The sequence below is a fragment of the Stenotrophomonas sp. G106K1 genome, assembly GCF_037969685.1.
GTDB classification, from domain to species: Bacteria; Pseudomonadota; Gammaproteobacteria; order Xanthomonadales; family Xanthomonadaceae; genus Stenotrophomonas; species Stenotrophomonas lactitubi.
This window is the reverse complement of record NZ_JBBPFR010000008.1, coordinates 18,965-34,508: the sequence shown is the minus strand read 5'-3', so window position 1 is coordinate 34,508 and position 15,544 is coordinate 18,965. Positions and strand designations below refer to the sequence as shown.

Annotated in this window: 12 protein-coding genes and 1 pseudogene; 7 read left to right on the top strand and 6 right to left on the bottom strand. The window is 65.4% G+C overall.

Annotation, left to right across the window (positions count from 1 at the left end; all coding sequences use genetic code 11):
• Nucleotides 1-2: 2 nt before the first annotated feature.
• From WKB25_RS09525 to WKB25_RS09510, 4 genes and pseudogenes are all read left to right on the top strand, one after another.
• The gene (locus tag WKB25_RS09525) at nucleotides 3-1,217 is read left to right on the top strand and encodes an FtsX-like permease family protein (protein WP_340570173.1); all 1,215 of its coding nucleotides are present in this window, start codon (nucleotides 3-5) and stop codon (nucleotides 1,215-1,217) included.
• Between the two features lies 1 nt (nucleotide 1,218).
• Nucleotides 1,219-1,611: a PDZ domain-containing protein gene (locus tag WKB25_RS09520; protein ID WP_340570171.1), complete on the top strand. Its 393-nt coding sequence runs from the start codon at nucleotides 1,219-1,221 to the stop codon at nucleotides 1,609-1,611.
• A 136-nt stretch (nucleotides 1,612-1,747) separates the two neighbouring features.
• Nucleotides 1,748-2,662 (top strand): annotated as a pseudogene (locus WKB25_RS09515) (sigma 54-interacting transcriptional regulator); the annotation flags it as partial.
• A gap of 428 nt (nucleotides 2,663-3,090) precedes the next feature.
• The gene (locus tag WKB25_RS09510; RefSeq protein WP_340570169.1) at nucleotides 3,091-4,452 is read left to right on the top strand and encodes an ATP-binding protein; all 1,362 of its coding nucleotides are present in this window, start codon (nucleotides 3,091-3,093) and stop codon (nucleotides 4,450-4,452) included.
• 476 nt (nucleotides 4,453-4,928) lie between these two features.
• On the opposite strand, the gene WKB25_RS09505 is transcribed toward WKB25_RS09510, so the two are convergent.
• Together WKB25_RS09505 and glmU are read right to left on the bottom strand one after the other, a co-directional pair.
• Nucleotides 4,929-5,462: a GNAT family N-acetyltransferase gene (locus tag WKB25_RS09505; RefSeq protein WP_340570168.1), complete on the bottom strand. Its 534-nt coding sequence runs from the start codon at nucleotides 5,460-5,462 to the stop codon at nucleotides 4,929-4,931.
• Nucleotides 5,431-6,798, bottom strand: coding sequence for a bifunctional UDP-N-acetylglucosamine diphosphorylase/glucosamine-1-phosphate N-acetyltransferase GlmU (gene glmU, locus WKB25_RS09500; RefSeq protein WP_340570166.1), 1,368 nt, complete (start codon nucleotides 6,796-6,798; stop codon nucleotides 5,431-5,433). Before glmU ends, WKB25_RS09505 begins: the two co-directional genes overlap by 32 nt.
• 88 nt (nucleotides 6,799-6,886) lie before the next feature.
• On the opposite strand from glmU, the gene WKB25_RS09495 reads away from it, so the two are divergent.
• The 3 genes from WKB25_RS09495 to WKB25_RS09485 are packed head-to-tail and all read left to right on the top strand — an operon-like array spanning nucleotide 6,887 to nucleotide 10,307.
• On the top strand, nucleotides 6,887-8,884 hold the full coding sequence (locus WKB25_RS09495; protein WP_340570164.1) for a hypothetical protein: 1,998 nt from the start codon (nucleotides 6,887-6,889) through the stop codon (nucleotides 8,882-8,884).
• Complete coding sequence (locus WKB25_RS09490; protein WP_340570162.1) at nucleotides 8,881-9,927, top strand: glycosyltransferase; 1,047 nt, start codon at nucleotides 8,881-8,883, stop codon at nucleotides 9,925-9,927. Before WKB25_RS09495 ends, WKB25_RS09490 begins: the two co-directional genes overlap by 4 nt.
• Entirely contained in the window at nucleotides 9,924-10,307 is a 384-nt protein-coding gene (locus tag WKB25_RS09485) for a GtrA family protein (RefSeq protein WP_340570161.1), read from the top strand. Before WKB25_RS09490 ends, WKB25_RS09485 begins: the two co-directional genes overlap by 4 nt.
• Before the next feature lie 6 nt (nucleotides 10,308-10,313).
• Here WKB25_RS09485 and WKB25_RS09480 read toward each other — a convergent pair whose 3' ends face one another.
• The 4 genes from WKB25_RS09480 to atpG all read right to left on the bottom strand — a co-directional run bounded on the left by WKB25_RS09480 (nucleotide 10,314) and on the right by atpG (nucleotide 15,476).
• Nucleotides 10,314-12,533 (bottom strand): hypothetical protein, encoded by a 2,220-nt coding sequence (locus tag WKB25_RS09480; RefSeq protein WP_340570160.1) that lies wholly within the window; start codon nucleotides 12,531-12,533, stop codon nucleotides 10,314-10,316.
• Nucleotides 12,534-12,632: 99 nt separating this feature from the next.
• Nucleotides 12,633-13,055, bottom strand: coding sequence for a F0F1 ATP synthase subunit epsilon (locus WKB25_RS09475; RefSeq protein WP_025877355.1), 423 nt, complete (start codon nucleotides 13,053-13,055; stop codon nucleotides 12,633-12,635).
• 112 nt (nucleotides 13,056-13,167) lie between these two features.
• Nucleotides 13,168-14,574 (bottom strand): F0F1 ATP synthase subunit beta, encoded by a 1,407-nt coding sequence (atpD, locus tag WKB25_RS09470; RefSeq protein ID WP_025877357.1) that lies wholly within the window; start codon nucleotides 14,572-14,574, stop codon nucleotides 13,168-13,170.
• A gap of 38 nt (nucleotides 14,575-14,612) precedes the next feature.
• Complete coding sequence (gene atpG / locus WKB25_RS09465) at nucleotides 14,613-15,476, bottom strand: F0F1 ATP synthase subunit gamma (RefSeq protein WP_089237047.1); 864 nt, start codon at nucleotides 15,474-15,476, stop codon at nucleotides 14,613-14,615.
• Nucleotides 15,477-15,544 lie beyond the last annotated feature (68 nt).

The window sequence follows — 15,544 nt, the reverse complement described above, 5'->3', positions numbered from 1 at the left end:
CCATGGACATCCGCCCCATCCTCAGCACCCTGCGCCGGCACAAGACCGCAGCCGCATTGATCGTGCTGGAAATCGCCCTGACCTGCGCCATCGTCTGCAATGCCCTGTTCCTGGTCACCCAGCGCGTGGAAAAGATCAGCCAGCCCAGCGGCCTGGCCGAGAACGAACTGGTCATGGTCCGGGTCAGCGGCATCGGCAAGCAGACCAATGCCATGGCCCGCACCAACGAAGACCTGGCATCGCTGCGCGCGATCCCCGGCGTGACCAGCGTGGCCAAGGTCAACCAGCTGCCGTTCCGCCGCAACTCGAGCAACACCAGCATCTCGCGCGAGCGTGACCAGGAGCGCCCGACAGCCTTCGTGTCGCAGTACATGGTTGGCGAGAACGCGTTGTCCACGCTGGGCCTGCAACTGGTCGCCGGGCGCGACTTCCAGCCCAGCGAGTACATCGACCTGGAAGAAGCGCAGAAGAATCCCAAGCCTGACCGCGCCGCGCCGGTGATCATCAACCAACAGGTCGCCGCCAAGATGTACCCGGACCAGAGCGCGCTGGGCAAGACGTTCTACATGGGCAACCAGGGCCTGCATGTGGTGGGCGTGGTCGCCCACCTGGCCACTCCCACCGACTACAACGACAACAGCACCCTGTCGATGATGCTGCCGGTACGTACCGACTTCACCCGCGGGCCGTACATGCTGCGCACTTCGCCGGAACGCCGCGATGAAGTGCTGAAGGGTGCGCTGGCTGCGCTGGAGCACAACGACCCCAACCGCCTGGTACGCGAGAAACTGACCTACGAGGAACAGCGTGCAGACTACTTCAAGAACGACCGCTCGATGGTCGGCCTGCTGGTGACGGTCTGCGTAGCGCTGCTGGTGGTCACCGCCCTGGGCATCGTCGGCCTGGCCAGCTTCTGGGTGCAGCAGCGCAGCAAGCAGATCGGCATCCGCCGCGCATTGGGCGCCACCCGCGGGCAGATCCTGCGCTACTTCCAGACCGAGAACTTCCTGCTGGCCACGCTGGGCATCGTGCTGGGCATGCTGGCGGCCTACGCCATCAACCTGGCACTGATGAACATGTACGAGCTGCCTCGCATGCCGCTGCTGTACCTGCCGCTGGGCGCGGTACTGCTGTGGATGCTGGGCCAGATCGCGGTGTTCGGCCCGGCCCGCCGTGCCGCTGCGGTGCCGCCGGCCGTCGCCACGCGGGGGGCGTGAGATGCGCGCCGGCCTGCTGCTGGTGTTGTTGGCCCTGCCGCTGCCGGTACTCGCCGGCAGCAACAGCGCGCAGACGCTGGAGTGGCGCCAGGACGATGCACGGCTGGCACTGCGCTCGACCGAGGGCGTGGTACGAGTGGACGCCGCCAACCCGGAAGCCCGCTTCGGTGTGCGCAGCCGCGACCGCATCCTGCGCGTGAACGATTCGCCGGTGCGGCAGATCGAGCAGCTCGCCGACGCCATGCAGGCGGCATCGACGGCCACCGTCTACCTGCTGCTGCGGCGCGATGGGCGGATGCTCACCGTGCCGGTGAACGTGGCCCAGTGGCGCCCCGCGCTGGCGCCACCACCACCACCGCCGGCTCCCCCGCCTCCGCCGCTGCCACGGCGCTGAGGCCCGGCGGCTCCTGTGCCGCCATCGGTTTGGCTATGCTTGGTGGGTGGCGCCGAAAGCTCCGGCGTCATCCACCCTTTTCCGTGCGCGGCGCCGACGCTTTCCGGCGCTTCCCTGCCCTCCCAGAAGCCGCCGAATGCCTGCGATCCTGATCATCGACGACAACGCCAGCGTGGGTACCGCGCTGGATGTGCTGTTCTCCCTGCATGACATCGACACCCTGCAGGCGCAGAGCCCGGCCGAAGGGCTGGCGCTGCTGGAATCGCAGCCGGTGGACCTGGTGATCCAGGACATGAATTTCAGCGAGGACACCACCTCAGGTGAGGAAGGCGAGGCGCTGTTCGCACAGATCCGCGAACGCCACCCCGATCTGCCGGTGATCCTGCTGACTGCCTGGACCCACCTGAGCAGCGCGGTGGACCTGGTCAAGGCCGGTGCCGCCGACTACCTGGCCAAACCCTGGGATGACCGCAAGCTGCTGACCACGGTCAACAACCTGCTGGAGTTGTCCGAAGCGCGGCGCGAACTGGACCAGCGACGCCAGCGCGAGCAACGCCAGCGCCATGCGCTGGAAGACAAGTACGCACTGTGTGGCGCGGTGTTCGCCGACCCCGCCAGCGAGCGGGTGATCGCCCTGGCCTGTCAGGTCGCGCGTTCGGAGCTGCCGGTGCTGATCACCGGTCCCAATGGCGCGGGCAAGGAAAAGATCGCGCAGATCATCCAGGCCAACTCGCTGGTGGCCAAGGGTCCGTTCGTTGCAGTGAACTGCGGCGCCCTGCCCTCCGAGCTGATCGAGGCCGAATTGTTCGGTGCCGAGGCCGGCGCCTATACCGGCGCCAACAAGGCGCGCGAAGGCAAGTTCGAGGCAGCCGACGGCGGCACGCTGTTCCTGGATGAGATCGGCAACCTGTCGCTGGGTGGGCAGATGAAGCTGCTGCGCGTGCTGGAGACAGGGCGTTTCGAACGCCTGGGCTCCAACCGCGAACGCCAGGTCAAGGTGCGCGTGGTCAGTGCGACCAATGCCGACCTGCCCGCAATGATCCGCGAGGGTACGTTCCGCGAAGACCTCTACTACCGGCTCAACACGGTGGAACTGGCGCTGCCGCCGCTGGCCGACCGCCCCGGCGACATCGTGCCGTTGGCCGAGCATTTCCTCAGCATCGGCAAGCCACTGTCCAGCACGGCGGCCAGTGCGCTGCAGCGGCACCTGTGGCCGGGCAACGTGCGCGAGCTGCGCAACGTGATCCAGCGTGCCGAACTGCTGGCCACGGGCAACCGCATCGACGTGGCCGATCTCAACCTGCCACGTGCTCCCGCTGCACCGCGCCCGACGCCAAGCACCGGCAATGATCCCGACCGCGCACGCATCGAAGAAGTGCTGGCGCGCAACCACGGGGTCATCGCTCAGGCGGCCAACGAGCTTGGACTGAGCCGGCAGGCGCTGTACCGGCGCATGGACCGTCACGGCATCCCGCGCGAATGAAACGACGCTCCTTCACCTTCCGCCTGTTCCTGCGCCTGCTGCCGGTGCTGGCGCTGGCTGCCGCGCTGCCATGGCTGCTGGCCTACTGGATGGACCATGGCTGGGTGGTGACCACGGTCTCCACGATCATCCTGCTGTCATTGATGTGGTGGACGCTGCGCCGCGCCACCGCACCGGTGCGCTCGTTGATGCGGGCCCTGTCCGGGACCACCAGCAGCTACCGCGATGGTGAGTACAACTTCGGCATCTACTGGCCCGGCAATGACGAACTGGGTGACCTGGTGCAGGCGCACCGCGAACTGGGCGAGGTGCTGCGCGCACAGCGCCAGGGCCTGGTGCAGCGCGAACTGCTGCTGGACACCATGGTGCAGAACACCCCGGTGGCAATGCTGCTGATTGCCGCCGGTGGCGATGGCATTTCCCGCGTGGTGTTTTCCAACCTGGCAGCGCGCAAGCTGCTGCACAGCGGCTGGAAGCTGGAAGGCCAGCGCATGGAAGACGTGCTCGAACAGCTGCCGGTGGAACTGCGCGATGCCATCGGCCGCGGCGGCGACAGCCTGTTCGCGGTGAAGTCGGAACACGAAGACGGCGTGGAGGGAGACGAGGACGACGAACAGGTCTATCACCTCTCGCGCCGCGCGTTCCAGCTCAACGGCCGCCCGCATGACCTGCTGTTGGTAAGGCAGCTCACCGCCGAACTGCGCCGGCAGGAAGTACAGACCTGGAAGAAGGTGATCCGGGTGATCAGCCACGAACTCAACAACTCGCTGGCGCCGATCGCCTCGCTGGCGCACTCCGGCGGCGAACTGGTCAAGCGCGAGCGCTTCGACCGGCTGCCGGAGATCTTCACCACCATTGAAGACCGCGCACGGCATCTGGAAGGCTTCATCCGGGGCTACGCGCGTTTCGCCAAGTTGCCCCAGCCGCAGCTGCAGACCGTGCACTGGGCGCCGTTCCTGTCCAGCCTGTGCCAGCAGATTCCGTTCACGATGGAGCGTGAACCCGACGAAGAGCTGAGCAGCCGGATCGACATCGCCCAGTTCGGCCAAGCCCTGCTCAACCTGCTGAAGAACGCGCACGAGGCCTGCGCCGAAGCAGATCCGCCGAACGACGATGTGCAGGTACAGCTGACCCGGCTGCCGCAGTGGTTGCGGCTGGATGTGCTGGATCGGGGCAAGGGCATGAACGAGCAGGTGCTGCAGAATGCGCTGATGCCGTTCTATTCGACCAAGCGCAACGGCACCGGGCTGGGGCTGGCCCTCACCCGCGAGATCGTCGAGGCGCACGGTGGTCGCGTGTCACTGCAGAACCGGACCGAGGGCGGGCTGTGCGTGTCGATCCTGTTGCCGGTGGGGTAGGTTTGTTCTTCCTTCTTCTGTTGATTGCTGAAGGTTGATCATTGTTCATGGGTGTCACTTTTCTTTGTACGCAAAGAAAAGTAACCAAAAGAAACGTTCCGCCGGCCGCGAGCCGATGCTGCGCATCGGTGCCCTGCGGTGCTCGGCTCGCTTCAAGGCGGACTCGAGAAGCAAAGCAAAAGCATCCACGCATGGCGTGGATCTACTGGGTGCAACTGTGGGGTTTGACTTGGGTCCGGCTTGAAGCGAGCCGAGCACCGCAGGGCCGGCGAGGGCGAAGAGGCGCGGGTGTCTGAGCGAAGCGAGTTCCCGCGCCGTCCCTCGACGGACCGAGGAGCGCAGGGTACCGGCGTGCGCAGCACGACGGCTCGCGGACCGGCGGCGCGTTTCTTTTGGTTACTTTTCTTTTCGCGCGAAAAGAAAAGTGACACCCATGAACAATGATCAACCTTCAGCAATCAACAGAAGAAGCAAAACTAAAGCCCCCGCCGCATCGCCACCCGCAGGTGCATCGGGAATCCCAATGCGGCCTCCTCGGCCATCACCCCTCGCAGGCCCGCACCCCACTTTGGCTCCGGCAAGACGTTGAATCCTTCGCTGGCATAGAAAGCCGCATTCCACGGCACATCGGACAGCGTGGTCAGCACCGCCGCCGGATAGCCAAGCGCCTTGGCCTCGGCCAGTGCATGCTGCAACAACGCCCGTCCGTAGCCACGGCGAGCATGATTGGGATCAACATCCATCTGCAGCACATGGAAATCGCCGTCGAGCGCACCGCCCAGCAGGTAGCCGGCGATGCCGCCATCGGCGCCTTCGATGATCCACAACAGGCCACGCTGCAGTCCGGCCTGCAACGTGGGAAGGTCCAGTCCATGGCCGGAGAACACCGGGTACGCCTCGTGCCCGCGCAGCAGTTCACCCGCACGCTGTTCGATGCGGGGCAGCGCACTCAGTTCATCGACGCGCGGTGGCCTCGGCTCAGCTTTTCTTGATGGGGCGCTGCCAGCCATCGATGGTTTCCTGGCGCGCACGGGCTACGGTCAGCTTGCCGTCCGGCGCAGTGCGGGTGATGACCGAACCGGCAGCAATCGTCGCCCCTTCACCGATCAGCACCGGTGCCACCAGCGAACTGTTGGAGCCGATGAAGGCGTTGTCGCCGATGGTGGTGGTCGACTTGTTCACGCCGTCGTAGTTGCAGGTGATGGTGCCCGCACCGATGTTGACCTTGCTGCCGATCACCGCATCGCCCAGATAGGTCAGGTGGTTGGCCTTGCTGCCCACCCCCAGGGTGACTTTCTTGGTTTCCACGAAGTTGCCCACGTGCACGCCATCGGCCAGCACGGTACCCGGACGCAGGCGCGCGAACGGGCCGATCTGTGCCGCCCCCTCGCTGACGACGCCTTCGACATCGCAGTGCGCGCGCACTTCGGTGCCCGCGCCGAGCGTGACGTCCTTCAGCCGGGTGAACGGGCCGACGGTCACGCCATCACCGAGCACCACCTTGCCTTCCAGGATCACATCGACATCGATCATCACGTCGCTGCCGACGATCACCTCACCGCGGATATCCACCCGCGCCGGATCGCGCACGCGCGCGCCCTGGATGCACAGCGCACGCACCGCGCGCCGCTGCCAGGCCCGTTCCAGCTGCGCGAGCTGCCACGGATCGTTCGCGCCTTCGGCGTCCTGCGCATCGGCCACCAGGGCCATCTCCGCCGGAGTGAACTCGCGGGCGGCGAAGGCGAACACATCGGTCAGGTAATACTCGCCCTGTGCGTTGCTGTTGGACAGCTGTGACAGCCAACGGCGCAGCGCGGTCGACTCGGCAGTGATGATGCCGGTGTTGATGATGCGCACCCGGCGCTGTTCGTCATCGGCATCCTTCTGCTCGACGATCGCCCCCACCTTGCCTTCGGCATCGCGCAGCACGCGACCATAGCCGGTAGGATCCTCGACATCGGCAACCAGCACGGCCAGCCGGCCCGGCTGCGCCAGCAGGTCGCGCAGGGTCTGCGCACGGATCAGGGGCACATCGCCGTACAACACCAGCACCTGTGCGGCGTCGGGCACCTCCGGCATGGCCTGGGCAACGGCGTGGCCGGTACCCAGCTGCTGCGCTTGTTCAGCCCACAGCAGGTCCGGCTGGTCAGCGAAGTAGTGTCGCACCTGGTCCCCGCCGTGGCCGTACACCACGTGGATGGCAGCCGGCTGCAGTTCGCGCGCCGTGGCGATCACATGCGCCAGCATCGGCTGACCGGCAATCGGCTGCAGTACCTTGGGCAGCAACGACTTCATGCGCTTGCCGGCGCCAGCGGCGAGGATGATCACGTGCAGGGGTTGGGTCATGGAGAGGGGCCGCGCAGCGGCGGCAATCTGAGGACTGGCTGATAGGATAGCCGAGCTCTTTCCCTGCCTGACGTGAACCGTGAATTTCTTGAAGGAACGACTCCTCAATCTGCTGCCCTGGATGGGCCCGCTGCTGCTGCTCATCGGCCTGGCCATCACGCCACTGCTCAAGAGCCTGCCATCAGGCCGCTTCGGTGAACTGGTCGCACTGGGTCTGCTGACCTGCGCCTTGGCATGGCTGATGCGACGCCTGCGTGGCTGGTCCATGGCCAGCGGCCTGGCGATGCTCTGGATACTTCTGCTCCCCCTGTTCACCGGTGTATTTCCGCTGCTGGCAGCGGTCTTGCTGCTGCTGGTTGCGATCGTGATCGGTCAGGCGCTGTTCGCGCAGCGCCCGTTGGCCCTGCAGGCGATGGCTGGCCTGTTGGGACTTTCGGCAGTACTGGGCTGGACCCTGCTGGTTCCGATCCATTTCCGCTGGGTCTATCTGCCGGTGGGCCTTGCCGTGGTGATCTGGCGCCGTTCACTGCTGTGGTCATCGTTGCGGGCCGGCGTGGCACAGTGGCGACAGTCCGTGGCAGACGCGCCGCGCAGCGCTGCTTTCGCTGTGCTGGTGGTGGGCTTGGCCAGCACCGCCTGCTGGTTGCCGACCCTGCAGTACGACGACCTCACCTACCACCTGCGCTTGCCATGGCAGTTGCTGGAACAAGGCGTCTATCAACCGGCTCCCCAGCACCAGATCTGGGCGCTGGCGCCCTGGGCGACGGATATCATCCAGGCAGTACCGCAGGTAATCGCAGGGGCTGAATCACGCGGCCCGGTCAACGCGATCTGGCTGTTGCTGCTGGCCACGGGTGCCTGGCAGCTTGCGGCGCAGCTCGGCGCGAGCGTGCTGCTGCGCTGGTTGGCGGTTGCCATGGTAGCCAGCCTGCCGCTGACCGCCGGCTTGGCGGGTGGCATGCAGACCGAGCTGCCAACCGCTGCAGTGCTGCTCTGGATGAGTGCGCTGGCTGCCGCGCCCCGTGATGGCCGCTTGTCCAACTGGATGCTGCTGGCGGTGCTGGCCGGTGGGCTGCTGGCGATGAAGTCGATGAGTGCGGTGATGGCACTACCTGTCCTGGCCTGGGCCCTGATCCGCCATCCGTGGCCGTCGTTGCCGCGCATCGGCCTGGTGCTGCTGGCAGGACTGCTGGTCGGTGGTGCCAACTACGTGTTCGCGCAGTGGATTGCTGGCAATCCGGTGCTACCGCTGTTCAATGGCATCTTCCAGTCTCCCTACTTCGCCCCGACGAACTTCATCGACCTGAAGTACAAGATCGGCTTCGGTCCCGACCTGCCGTGGGCACTGACCTTCCATTCATCGCGCTACTTTGAATCGCACGATGGTGCGGCGGGCGTGGTCCTGATCGGCTTGGCTGGGCTGTGGCTGCTGGCCGTGCTGCGTCCGCCAACTCGCTCAGCGGCACTGGTGGCGCTGGCCGTGCTGGCACTGCCGCTGTTGCCGATCCAGTACCTGCGCTACGCCTATCCTGGCATGGCATTGCTGTGCGTGGTCGCCGTGGCGTCGCTCGGCGCCGGTCCCTTGCGCCGGCCTCTCATTGGACTGCTGGTGGCGCTGTGCGTGCTCAATGTCAGCTTCCAATCCACCGGATACTGGATGCTGCGTAGCGGAGCGTTGAAGGACACCCTGAAGGCGGCTGGCCGCGATGCTCCGTTGTTCCAGCGTTTTGCACCCGAACGCACACTGGCCGCAGCCATCCGTGCGTCGGGTGAAAACGAGGGCACCGTGCTGCTGCTGGATCCGGGTGACGCGTTCTCCGCCGAGTTCGGTACCCGTGGGCGCACGATCAGCTGGTACTCGCCCAGCCTGCAGGCGGCCGCCGCCAATGCCGAGCTGGATCCCAGCGGCAAGCGCTGGCTCGCCATGCTGCAGCAGCAGCAGGTCAGGCACGTCATCCTCCGCATTGAAGCGCTCACACCCTCACAGAAACTCGCACTTGAGCTGGCAGGTGCCCACCTGCGCGAAGAAGCCGGCGGCTGCCAGTGGTGGAGCCTCCCGGCGCCCCCAGAAATGCCATCGCGATGAACATCACCCGTCCGACCAGCCCCACCACAGCGGTCCGGCCCGACGACTCGCCGCGCATCGCGGTGGTGATCCCGTGCTATCGCGTCCGCACGCATATCCTGCAGGTCATCGCCGGCATCGGACCGGAAGTGGGCTGGATCATCGCCGTCGATGACGCCTGTCCCGAGGCGAGCGGCGCCTGGATTCGTGCACACTGCACCGATCCGCGCGTCATCGTGGTCCAGCACGAGCAGAACCAGGGAGTGGGCGGTGCCACGCTGACCGGCTACCACCACGCGCTGCAGACACCTGCCCATGTGGTGGTCAAGCTCGACGGCGACGGGCAGATGGATGCCGGTCTGCTTCCTCGCTTTGCCAGCCCACTTCTGTCCGGCCACGCGGACTACGCCAAGGGCAACCGTTTCCATCGCGTCGGCTTCGTGCGCGGCATGCCCTCGGTGCGCCTGGCCGGCAATGCGGCGCTTTCGTTCATGACCAAGTTGTCCAGCGGATACTGGCAGATCGCTGATCCGACCAACGGCTACACGGCGATCCGCAGTGAAGTACTGCACGAGCTGGAGCTCGAGCGGATCGCAAAGCGCTACTTCTTCGAATCGGACCTTCTGTATCACCTCAACCAGGTGCGTGCCGTGGTGATCGATGTACCGATGCGCGCCCGCTATGAAGACGAGACCAGCAGCCTGAGCCCGTTACGCATCCTTGGCCCGTTCCTGCTGGGGCATCTGCGCAATACCCTGCGTCGCCTGCTTTACAGCTACGGCATACGCGGCTTCTCGCTGGCCAGCGTAGAACTGCTGCTTGGCAGCGTTCTACTGGCCGGCGGCGGCATATTTGGCCTGTGGCGGTGGTGCCTCTCAGCCGACAGTGGTGTACCGGCCACTGCGGGTACCGTGATGATCGCCGGCCTACCCATCATCGTGGGCATGCAGATGCTGTTGTCCTGGCTCAATTTCGATGTCGCCAGCGAACCGCGGCAACCCGTGCATCGTCTGCTTGGCGTCGAACAGGCCCTGCGCAGCGTCATCGGGAAGCCTCGGCAATGACCCTCCTGCGCCAGGGCAGCGCATACATCGTCATCGGCCTGGTGCAGCTGCTGCTGGACTGGCTGGTGTTCGTGGGAAGCACCGCACTCGGGCTGCCGGTCGCTCCTGCCAACATCATCGGCCGTTTGGCCGGCATGCTGCTCGGCTTCTGGCTCAACGGCCGCTATACCTTTGCTGACGCCGGCCAACAGCGCCTGGGCTGGAAGCGCTTCGCGCGCTTCCTCCTGCTGTGGATGCTGCTAACCGCGGCCAGCACCCTGCTGGTGACGGCCGCCGACCATGCGTTGGGGTTGCAGTACGCATGGCTCGCCAAGCCGCTGGTGGAAGGCGGTCTGGCGCTGGTGTCGTTCATGCTGCTGCGGCACGTGGTGTACCGCTGACCGGATTCAATGACGGCCGGCGTCGCCGGCCAGGCGCGCGCTCAATCCCTCGCGCCACAACTGCAGAGGGCTGTAGCGCAACTGCAGCTGATGGCGGCCTGCCGGCACGCACAGCGCGTGAAACAGGCCATTGCCACGCAGCACTGGCAGTACGGTGCCACTTTCCAAGCGGGCCTGCCAGCCACGGGCAGTCACCTCGTTGACCACGATCCATGCGGGGCGGTCGGCTTCCACCTTGAGTTCGATCCGGCCAGGCTGGAAGTGCTGCACCTGGATGTTGGCCTCACCGGCACCCTGCTCCGGGCATGCGGCGCTGGCAAGGGCTGGCAGCCAGAGCTGCTGGCTGAAATCGGTCTGGTTGAATTCAACCGCCGGAGGCAGACGCGCGTCGTGGCGTCGAACGTTGCGAGGATTGAGCACGCGCGGCAGCACGCTGTCGCGTCGTGCCAGCTCGACCTGGTCACCCTGCGCGCTTGAACCCGGGAAAGGATCCTGGGCCAACAGCCAACGCACGCCCAGCAGATCGTACAAAGGCGCTGTTGTGTCCGTTGCCCAGGCCGTCGGCAGTTTCTGCTGGAACGTATCCACCGGCTCACCCGGCATGCCGGTCATCTGCAGGTAGTCGCTGGCCAGCAGCGGGTTGTAACCGTTTGCCAGCGCGATCGCATGGACTGCAGCACCGTTGGTGAGTCCGCCTATGCCGAAGACCACAGCGCGCTCGGGCAATCCGGGTTGCTGCTCTGCCGCGAGCAGCGCGTAGGCTCGCTGCGCAGGTCCAGCACGGTCGGCCGTCAGCACCGACTTGGTACCACTGCCCGCGTTGAAACGGGTTCCCACGTTGAACATCAGCAGATCCAACACCAGCAACGCGAACAGCCAGCCCGCGGGTGCCCGGTGGCGGCGCAGCAGCAGCACCGCCGCGCTCCCCAGGGCCGCGCTGATGCCCAGCCAGGCAAAAGCCACCAGCTGACCGCGCTCGATCGCCATCCATGCACTGGAAAGCGCCAGCAATGCGACAGCACCCACAGACGTCCACGGCAACCGCAACGGGCCTCGCTGCAATGCAACCTGCAAGGCGTTGGCACCCAGCCAGGCCGCTGCGGGAAGGGTAAGGAACAAGGCATCTGCAGGGCGTCGGAACAGATCCAGGCCGGGCAGCCAGGTGAACAACCACGGGAACAGTGGCGTTGTCCCACCCAGCGCGATCAGCACCGTCAGGATCACCACTCCCAGCGCGATGCGGGTCGCAGCGGGTCTGCGCCGCAGCACTTCACCGCCCCATCCCAGCCAGAGCGCCAGCGGCACCGCGCCCAGATAGAGGTAATCGGCGCTGATGTCACCAAAGGCCCAGCTGTCACCGCGCCCCTGCGAGAACACGTTGCCGGACAGAAGCGTCGACAGGGTCTGCCAGTGGATGGCTCCCGGCAATGCAGCCTCCAATGACAGGCCGTCGCGATTGGTCTCGCCCAGCCACGCCAGCGTGGACAACCACTGCGGCGCACTGATCGCTCCCGCGAGCAGCGCCACAAGGCCGAACCGAAGCAGCATTCGCAAGTGCTGGCCCTTCGCCAGCACCACCGCACCCACGGCATGGATCGCGCAGGCGAGGATGATGAAATAGGTAACCTGGGTCAGCTGCAGCGCACACAGTCCACCGGCGATGCCCGCCAACAGCACATCACGCGCCCGCCCATGACGGCGGACCTGTTCCATGCCCAGCCAGAGCCAAGGCAGCAGGCTGTAACTGACGATCATCGGTGTGTGCTGGAGGCGCGATGCGGCCACTCCGCCGAACATCAACACCAGGGCGAACAGCAGCTGCGCCAGTGGCGGCATTTCCTGCACGCGCGCCAGTCGCAAGGCACCAAAGCCACCAATCAGTACGTGCAGCAGCACGACCACGGTGAACAAGTGCAACGACGTCGGTGCCAGCAGCATCGGCAGCAGCATGCTCGGCTGCAACGTCATCATCTGCGGGTCGGCCAGCTGCGGGTAGCCGCCGTACAGATACGGATTCCACCATGGCGCCTGCAGATGACGCAGTTGTTCAGCGCTGAAACTGACCGCGGGGAAGAACTGCTGAACGGCATCGAATGGAATGGTCTTGATGCCCAGCAGCCACGGCAGGCAGAGCACGATCCAGGCAGTCAGGAACATGCCTTCCGGTGTGCGCCAGCGCCGTTGCCAGCTGCCCATGCCCTGCGACACTGTCGATGATTGCTGCATTCCCTGCCTCCGTGGAAAACAAACAAAAACGCCGGCATGGCGGCCGGCGTTCCTGCATTCCCCCGTGCCTTGCGGGCACGGGTGTCACCTCGGCACGGTTCAGTGCTTGAGGGTCTTGCGCAGGCGCTCCAGCGCCTGCAGCTGGACAACGGCTTCGGCCAGCTTCTGCTGGGCTTCGGCCACTTCCATCGCTTCACCACGGTTGGCCAGGATGCGCTCGGCTTCTTCCTTGGCCTTGCGGACCGAGGCTTCGTCGATGTCCTGTGCGCGGATCGCGGTGTCGGCCAGCACGGTCACCACCTGCGGCTGCACTTCCAGGATGCCGCCGGAGATGGCGAAATCCAGCTGCTCGCCGCTCGGCGTGGTCACTACCACCTTGCCCGGCTTCAGGCGGGTGATCAGCGGTGCGTGCTTGGGCGCGATGCCCAGTTCGCCCAGCTCACCGGTGGCCACGACCAGGGTCGCTTCGCCACGGAAGATTTCCTGCTCGGCGCTGACGATGTCGCAACGGATGGTGCTCATGTAACTCTCTTCGCTAGGGGGCGGGTCGAACCCACCGCAGGGATTCCGCAGCGGTGGGCGCAGGCCCACCCCGTGTCACGGTCGGGACGGGCGTGTGCCCGTCCCTGCCGCATCAGGCCTTCTCGGCCATCTTCTTGGCCTTCTCGACCGCTTCTTCGATGCTGCCGACCATGTAGAACGCCTGCTCCGGCAGGTGGTCGTACTCGCCATCGACGATGGCCTTGAAGCCACGGATGGTGTCCTTCAGCGACACGTACTTGCCCGGCGAGCCGGTGAACACTTCGGCCACGTGGAACGGCTGGCTGAAGAAGCGCTCGATCTTGCGGGCGCGCGACACGGCCTGCTTGTCTTCTTCGGACAGTTCGTCCATGCCCAGGATGGCGATGATGTCCTTCAGTTCCTTGTACTTCTGCAGGGTCTGCTGGACGCGCTGGGCGGTGTCGTAGTGCTCGTGGCCGATGACCAGCGGGTCCATCTGGCGGCTGGTGGAATCCAGCGGATCGACCGCCGGGTAGATACCCAGCGAAGCGATCGAACGCGACAGGGTCACGGTCGAGTCCAGGTGGGCGAAGGTGGTCGCCGGCGACGGATCGGTCAAGTCATCGGCCGGCACGTAGACGGCCTGGATCGAGGTGATCGAACCATTCTTGGTCGAGGTGATGCGTTCCTGCAGGACGCCCATTTCCTCGGCCAGGGTCGGCTGGTAACCCACTGCCGACGGCATACGACCCAGCAGTGCCGACACTTCGGTACCGGCCAGGGTGTAGCGGTAGATGTTGTCGACGAACAGCAGCACGTCCTTGCCCTTGCCGTTCTCGTCCTTCTCGTCGCGGAAGTACTCGGCCATGGTCAGGCCGGTCAGGGCGACGCGCAGACGGTTGCCCGGCGGCTCGTTCATCTGGCCGTACACCATCGCGACCTTGTCCAGGACGTTGGAGTCCTTCATCTCGTGGTAGAAGTCGTTGCCCTCACGGGTACGCTCACCCACGCCGGCGAACACGGACAGACCGCTGTGCGCCTTGGCGATGTTGTTGATCAGTTCCATCATGTTGACGGTCTTGCCGACGCCGGCGCCGCCGAACAGGCCGACCTTGCCGCCCTTGGCGAACGGGCACATCAGGTCGATGACCTTGATGCCGGTTTCCAGCAGCTCGGTGGCCGGGGACTGGTCTTCGTACGACGGAGCAGCACGGTGGATTTCCCAGGTGTCGCTGGAGGCGACCGGACCGGCTTCGTCGATCGGGCGGCCGAGCACGTCCATGATGCGGCCCAGGGTGCCAGCGCCGACCGGCACGGAGATGCCGCGGCCGGTGTTGGTGGCCACCAGGTTGCGCTTCAGGCCATCGGTGGAGCCCAGCGCGATGCAGCGGACCACGCCGTCACCGAGCTGCTGCTGCACTTCCAGGGTGATTTCGGTGTTGTCCACCTTCAGCGCGTGGTACACCTTCGGCACCGACTCGCGGGGGAATTCGACGTCGACGACGGCGCCGATGATCTGAACGATCTTGCCCTGACTCATTGCTGCATCCTCTAAATGTGTGCTTTTAACGAACGCGGTCAGACTGCTGCCGCGCCGCCGACGATTTCGGAGATTTCCTGGGTGATCGCTGCCTGGCGGGCCTTGTTGTAGACCAGCTGCAGGGTTCCGATCAGCTTGTTGGCGTTGTCACTGGCCGACTTCATCGCCACCATGCGCGCGGCATGCTCGGAAGCGACGTTTTCCAGCAGCGCCTGATACACCAGCGACTCGATGTAACGCGTCATCACGTGCTCGAGCACGGTCGCGGCATCGGGTTCGTACAGGTAGTCCCAGTCGTGGTGCGCAACCTGCTTCTCGGCGGCCGGCAGCGGCAGCAGCTGATCGAAGCTGGCCTTCTGCACCATGGTGTTGACGAAGCGGTTGTAGACCAGGTACACGCGGTCGACCTTGCCTTCGGTGAAGGCGTCGAGCATGACCTTGATCACACCGATCAGCGATTCCAGCTTCGGCGTGTCGCCGATGTGGGTCACCGTGCCGACCATGTTTACCTTGACCCGGCGGAAGAAGGTCGATGCCTTCTGGCCGATGGTCACCAGGTCCACTTCGGCGCCCTTGTCCTGCCAGGCTTTGGCTTCGCCAAGCATCTTGCGGAACAGGTTGTTGTTGAGGCCGCCGGCCAGACCGCGATCGGAGGAGATCACGATGAAACCGACCCGCTTGACCTGCTCACGCTCGACCAGGAACGGATGCTGGTAGTCGGTGCTGGCCTGCGCCAGGTGGCCGATCACCTGCTTCATCGCCTGCGCGTACGGACGCGAGGTCTTCATCCGATCCTGCGCCTTGCGGATCTTGGAGGCCGAGACCATTTCCAGGGCGCGCGTCACCTTGCGGGTGTTCTGCACGCTCTTGATCTTGGTTTTGATTTCGCGTCCGCTTGCCATCTTTTATTCCCGTGGCGCGGGGCCTGGGCCCCACGTTGTTCAACCGTTTGATCGTCTGGTCCAGCGGA

Bases quoted from the DNA above. Each gene is read 5' to 3' on its own strand.
- WKB25_RS09525 (WP_340570173.1), top strand. From the start codon at position 3: ATGGACATCCGCCCCATCCTCAGCACCCTGCGCCGGCACAAGACCGCA.
- atpG (WP_089237047.1), bottom strand. From the start codon at position 15,476: ATGGCAAGCGGACGCGAAATCAAAACCAAGATCAAGAGCGTGCAGAAC.
- glmU (WP_340570166.1), bottom strand. From the start codon at position 6,798: ATGACCCAACCCCTGCACGTGATCATCCTCGCCGCTGGCGCCGGCAAG.
- WKB25_RS09520 (WP_340570171.1), top strand. From the start codon at position 1,219: ATGCGCGCCGGCCTGCTGCTGGTGTTGTTGGCCCTGCCGCTGCCGGTA.
- WKB25_RS09475 (WP_025877355.1), bottom strand. From the start codon at position 13,055: ATGAGCACCATCCGTTGCGACATCGTCAGCGCCGAGCAGGAAATCTTC.
- atpD (WP_025877357.1), bottom strand. From the start codon at position 14,574: ATGAGTCAGGGCAAGATCGTTCAGATCATCGGCGCCGTCGTCGACGTC.
- WKB25_RS09510 (WP_340570169.1), top strand. From the start codon at position 3,091: ATGAAACGACGCTCCTTCACCTTCCGCCTGTTCCTGCGCCTGCTGCCG.
- WKB25_RS09490 (WP_340570162.1), top strand. From the start codon at position 8,881: ATGAACATCACCCGTCCGACCAGCCCCACCACAGCGGTCCGGCCCGAC.
- WKB25_RS09485 (WP_340570161.1), top strand. From the start codon at position 9,924: ATGACCCTCCTGCGCCAGGGCAGCGCATACATCGTCATCGGCCTGGTG.
- WKB25_RS09480 (WP_340570160.1), bottom strand. From the start codon at position 12,533: ATGCAGCAATCATCGACAGTGTCGCAGGGCATGGGCAGCTGGCAACGG.
- WKB25_RS09505 (WP_340570168.1), bottom strand. From the start codon at position 5,462: ATGGCTGGCAGCGCCCCATCAAGAAAAGCTGAGCCGAGGCCACCGCGC.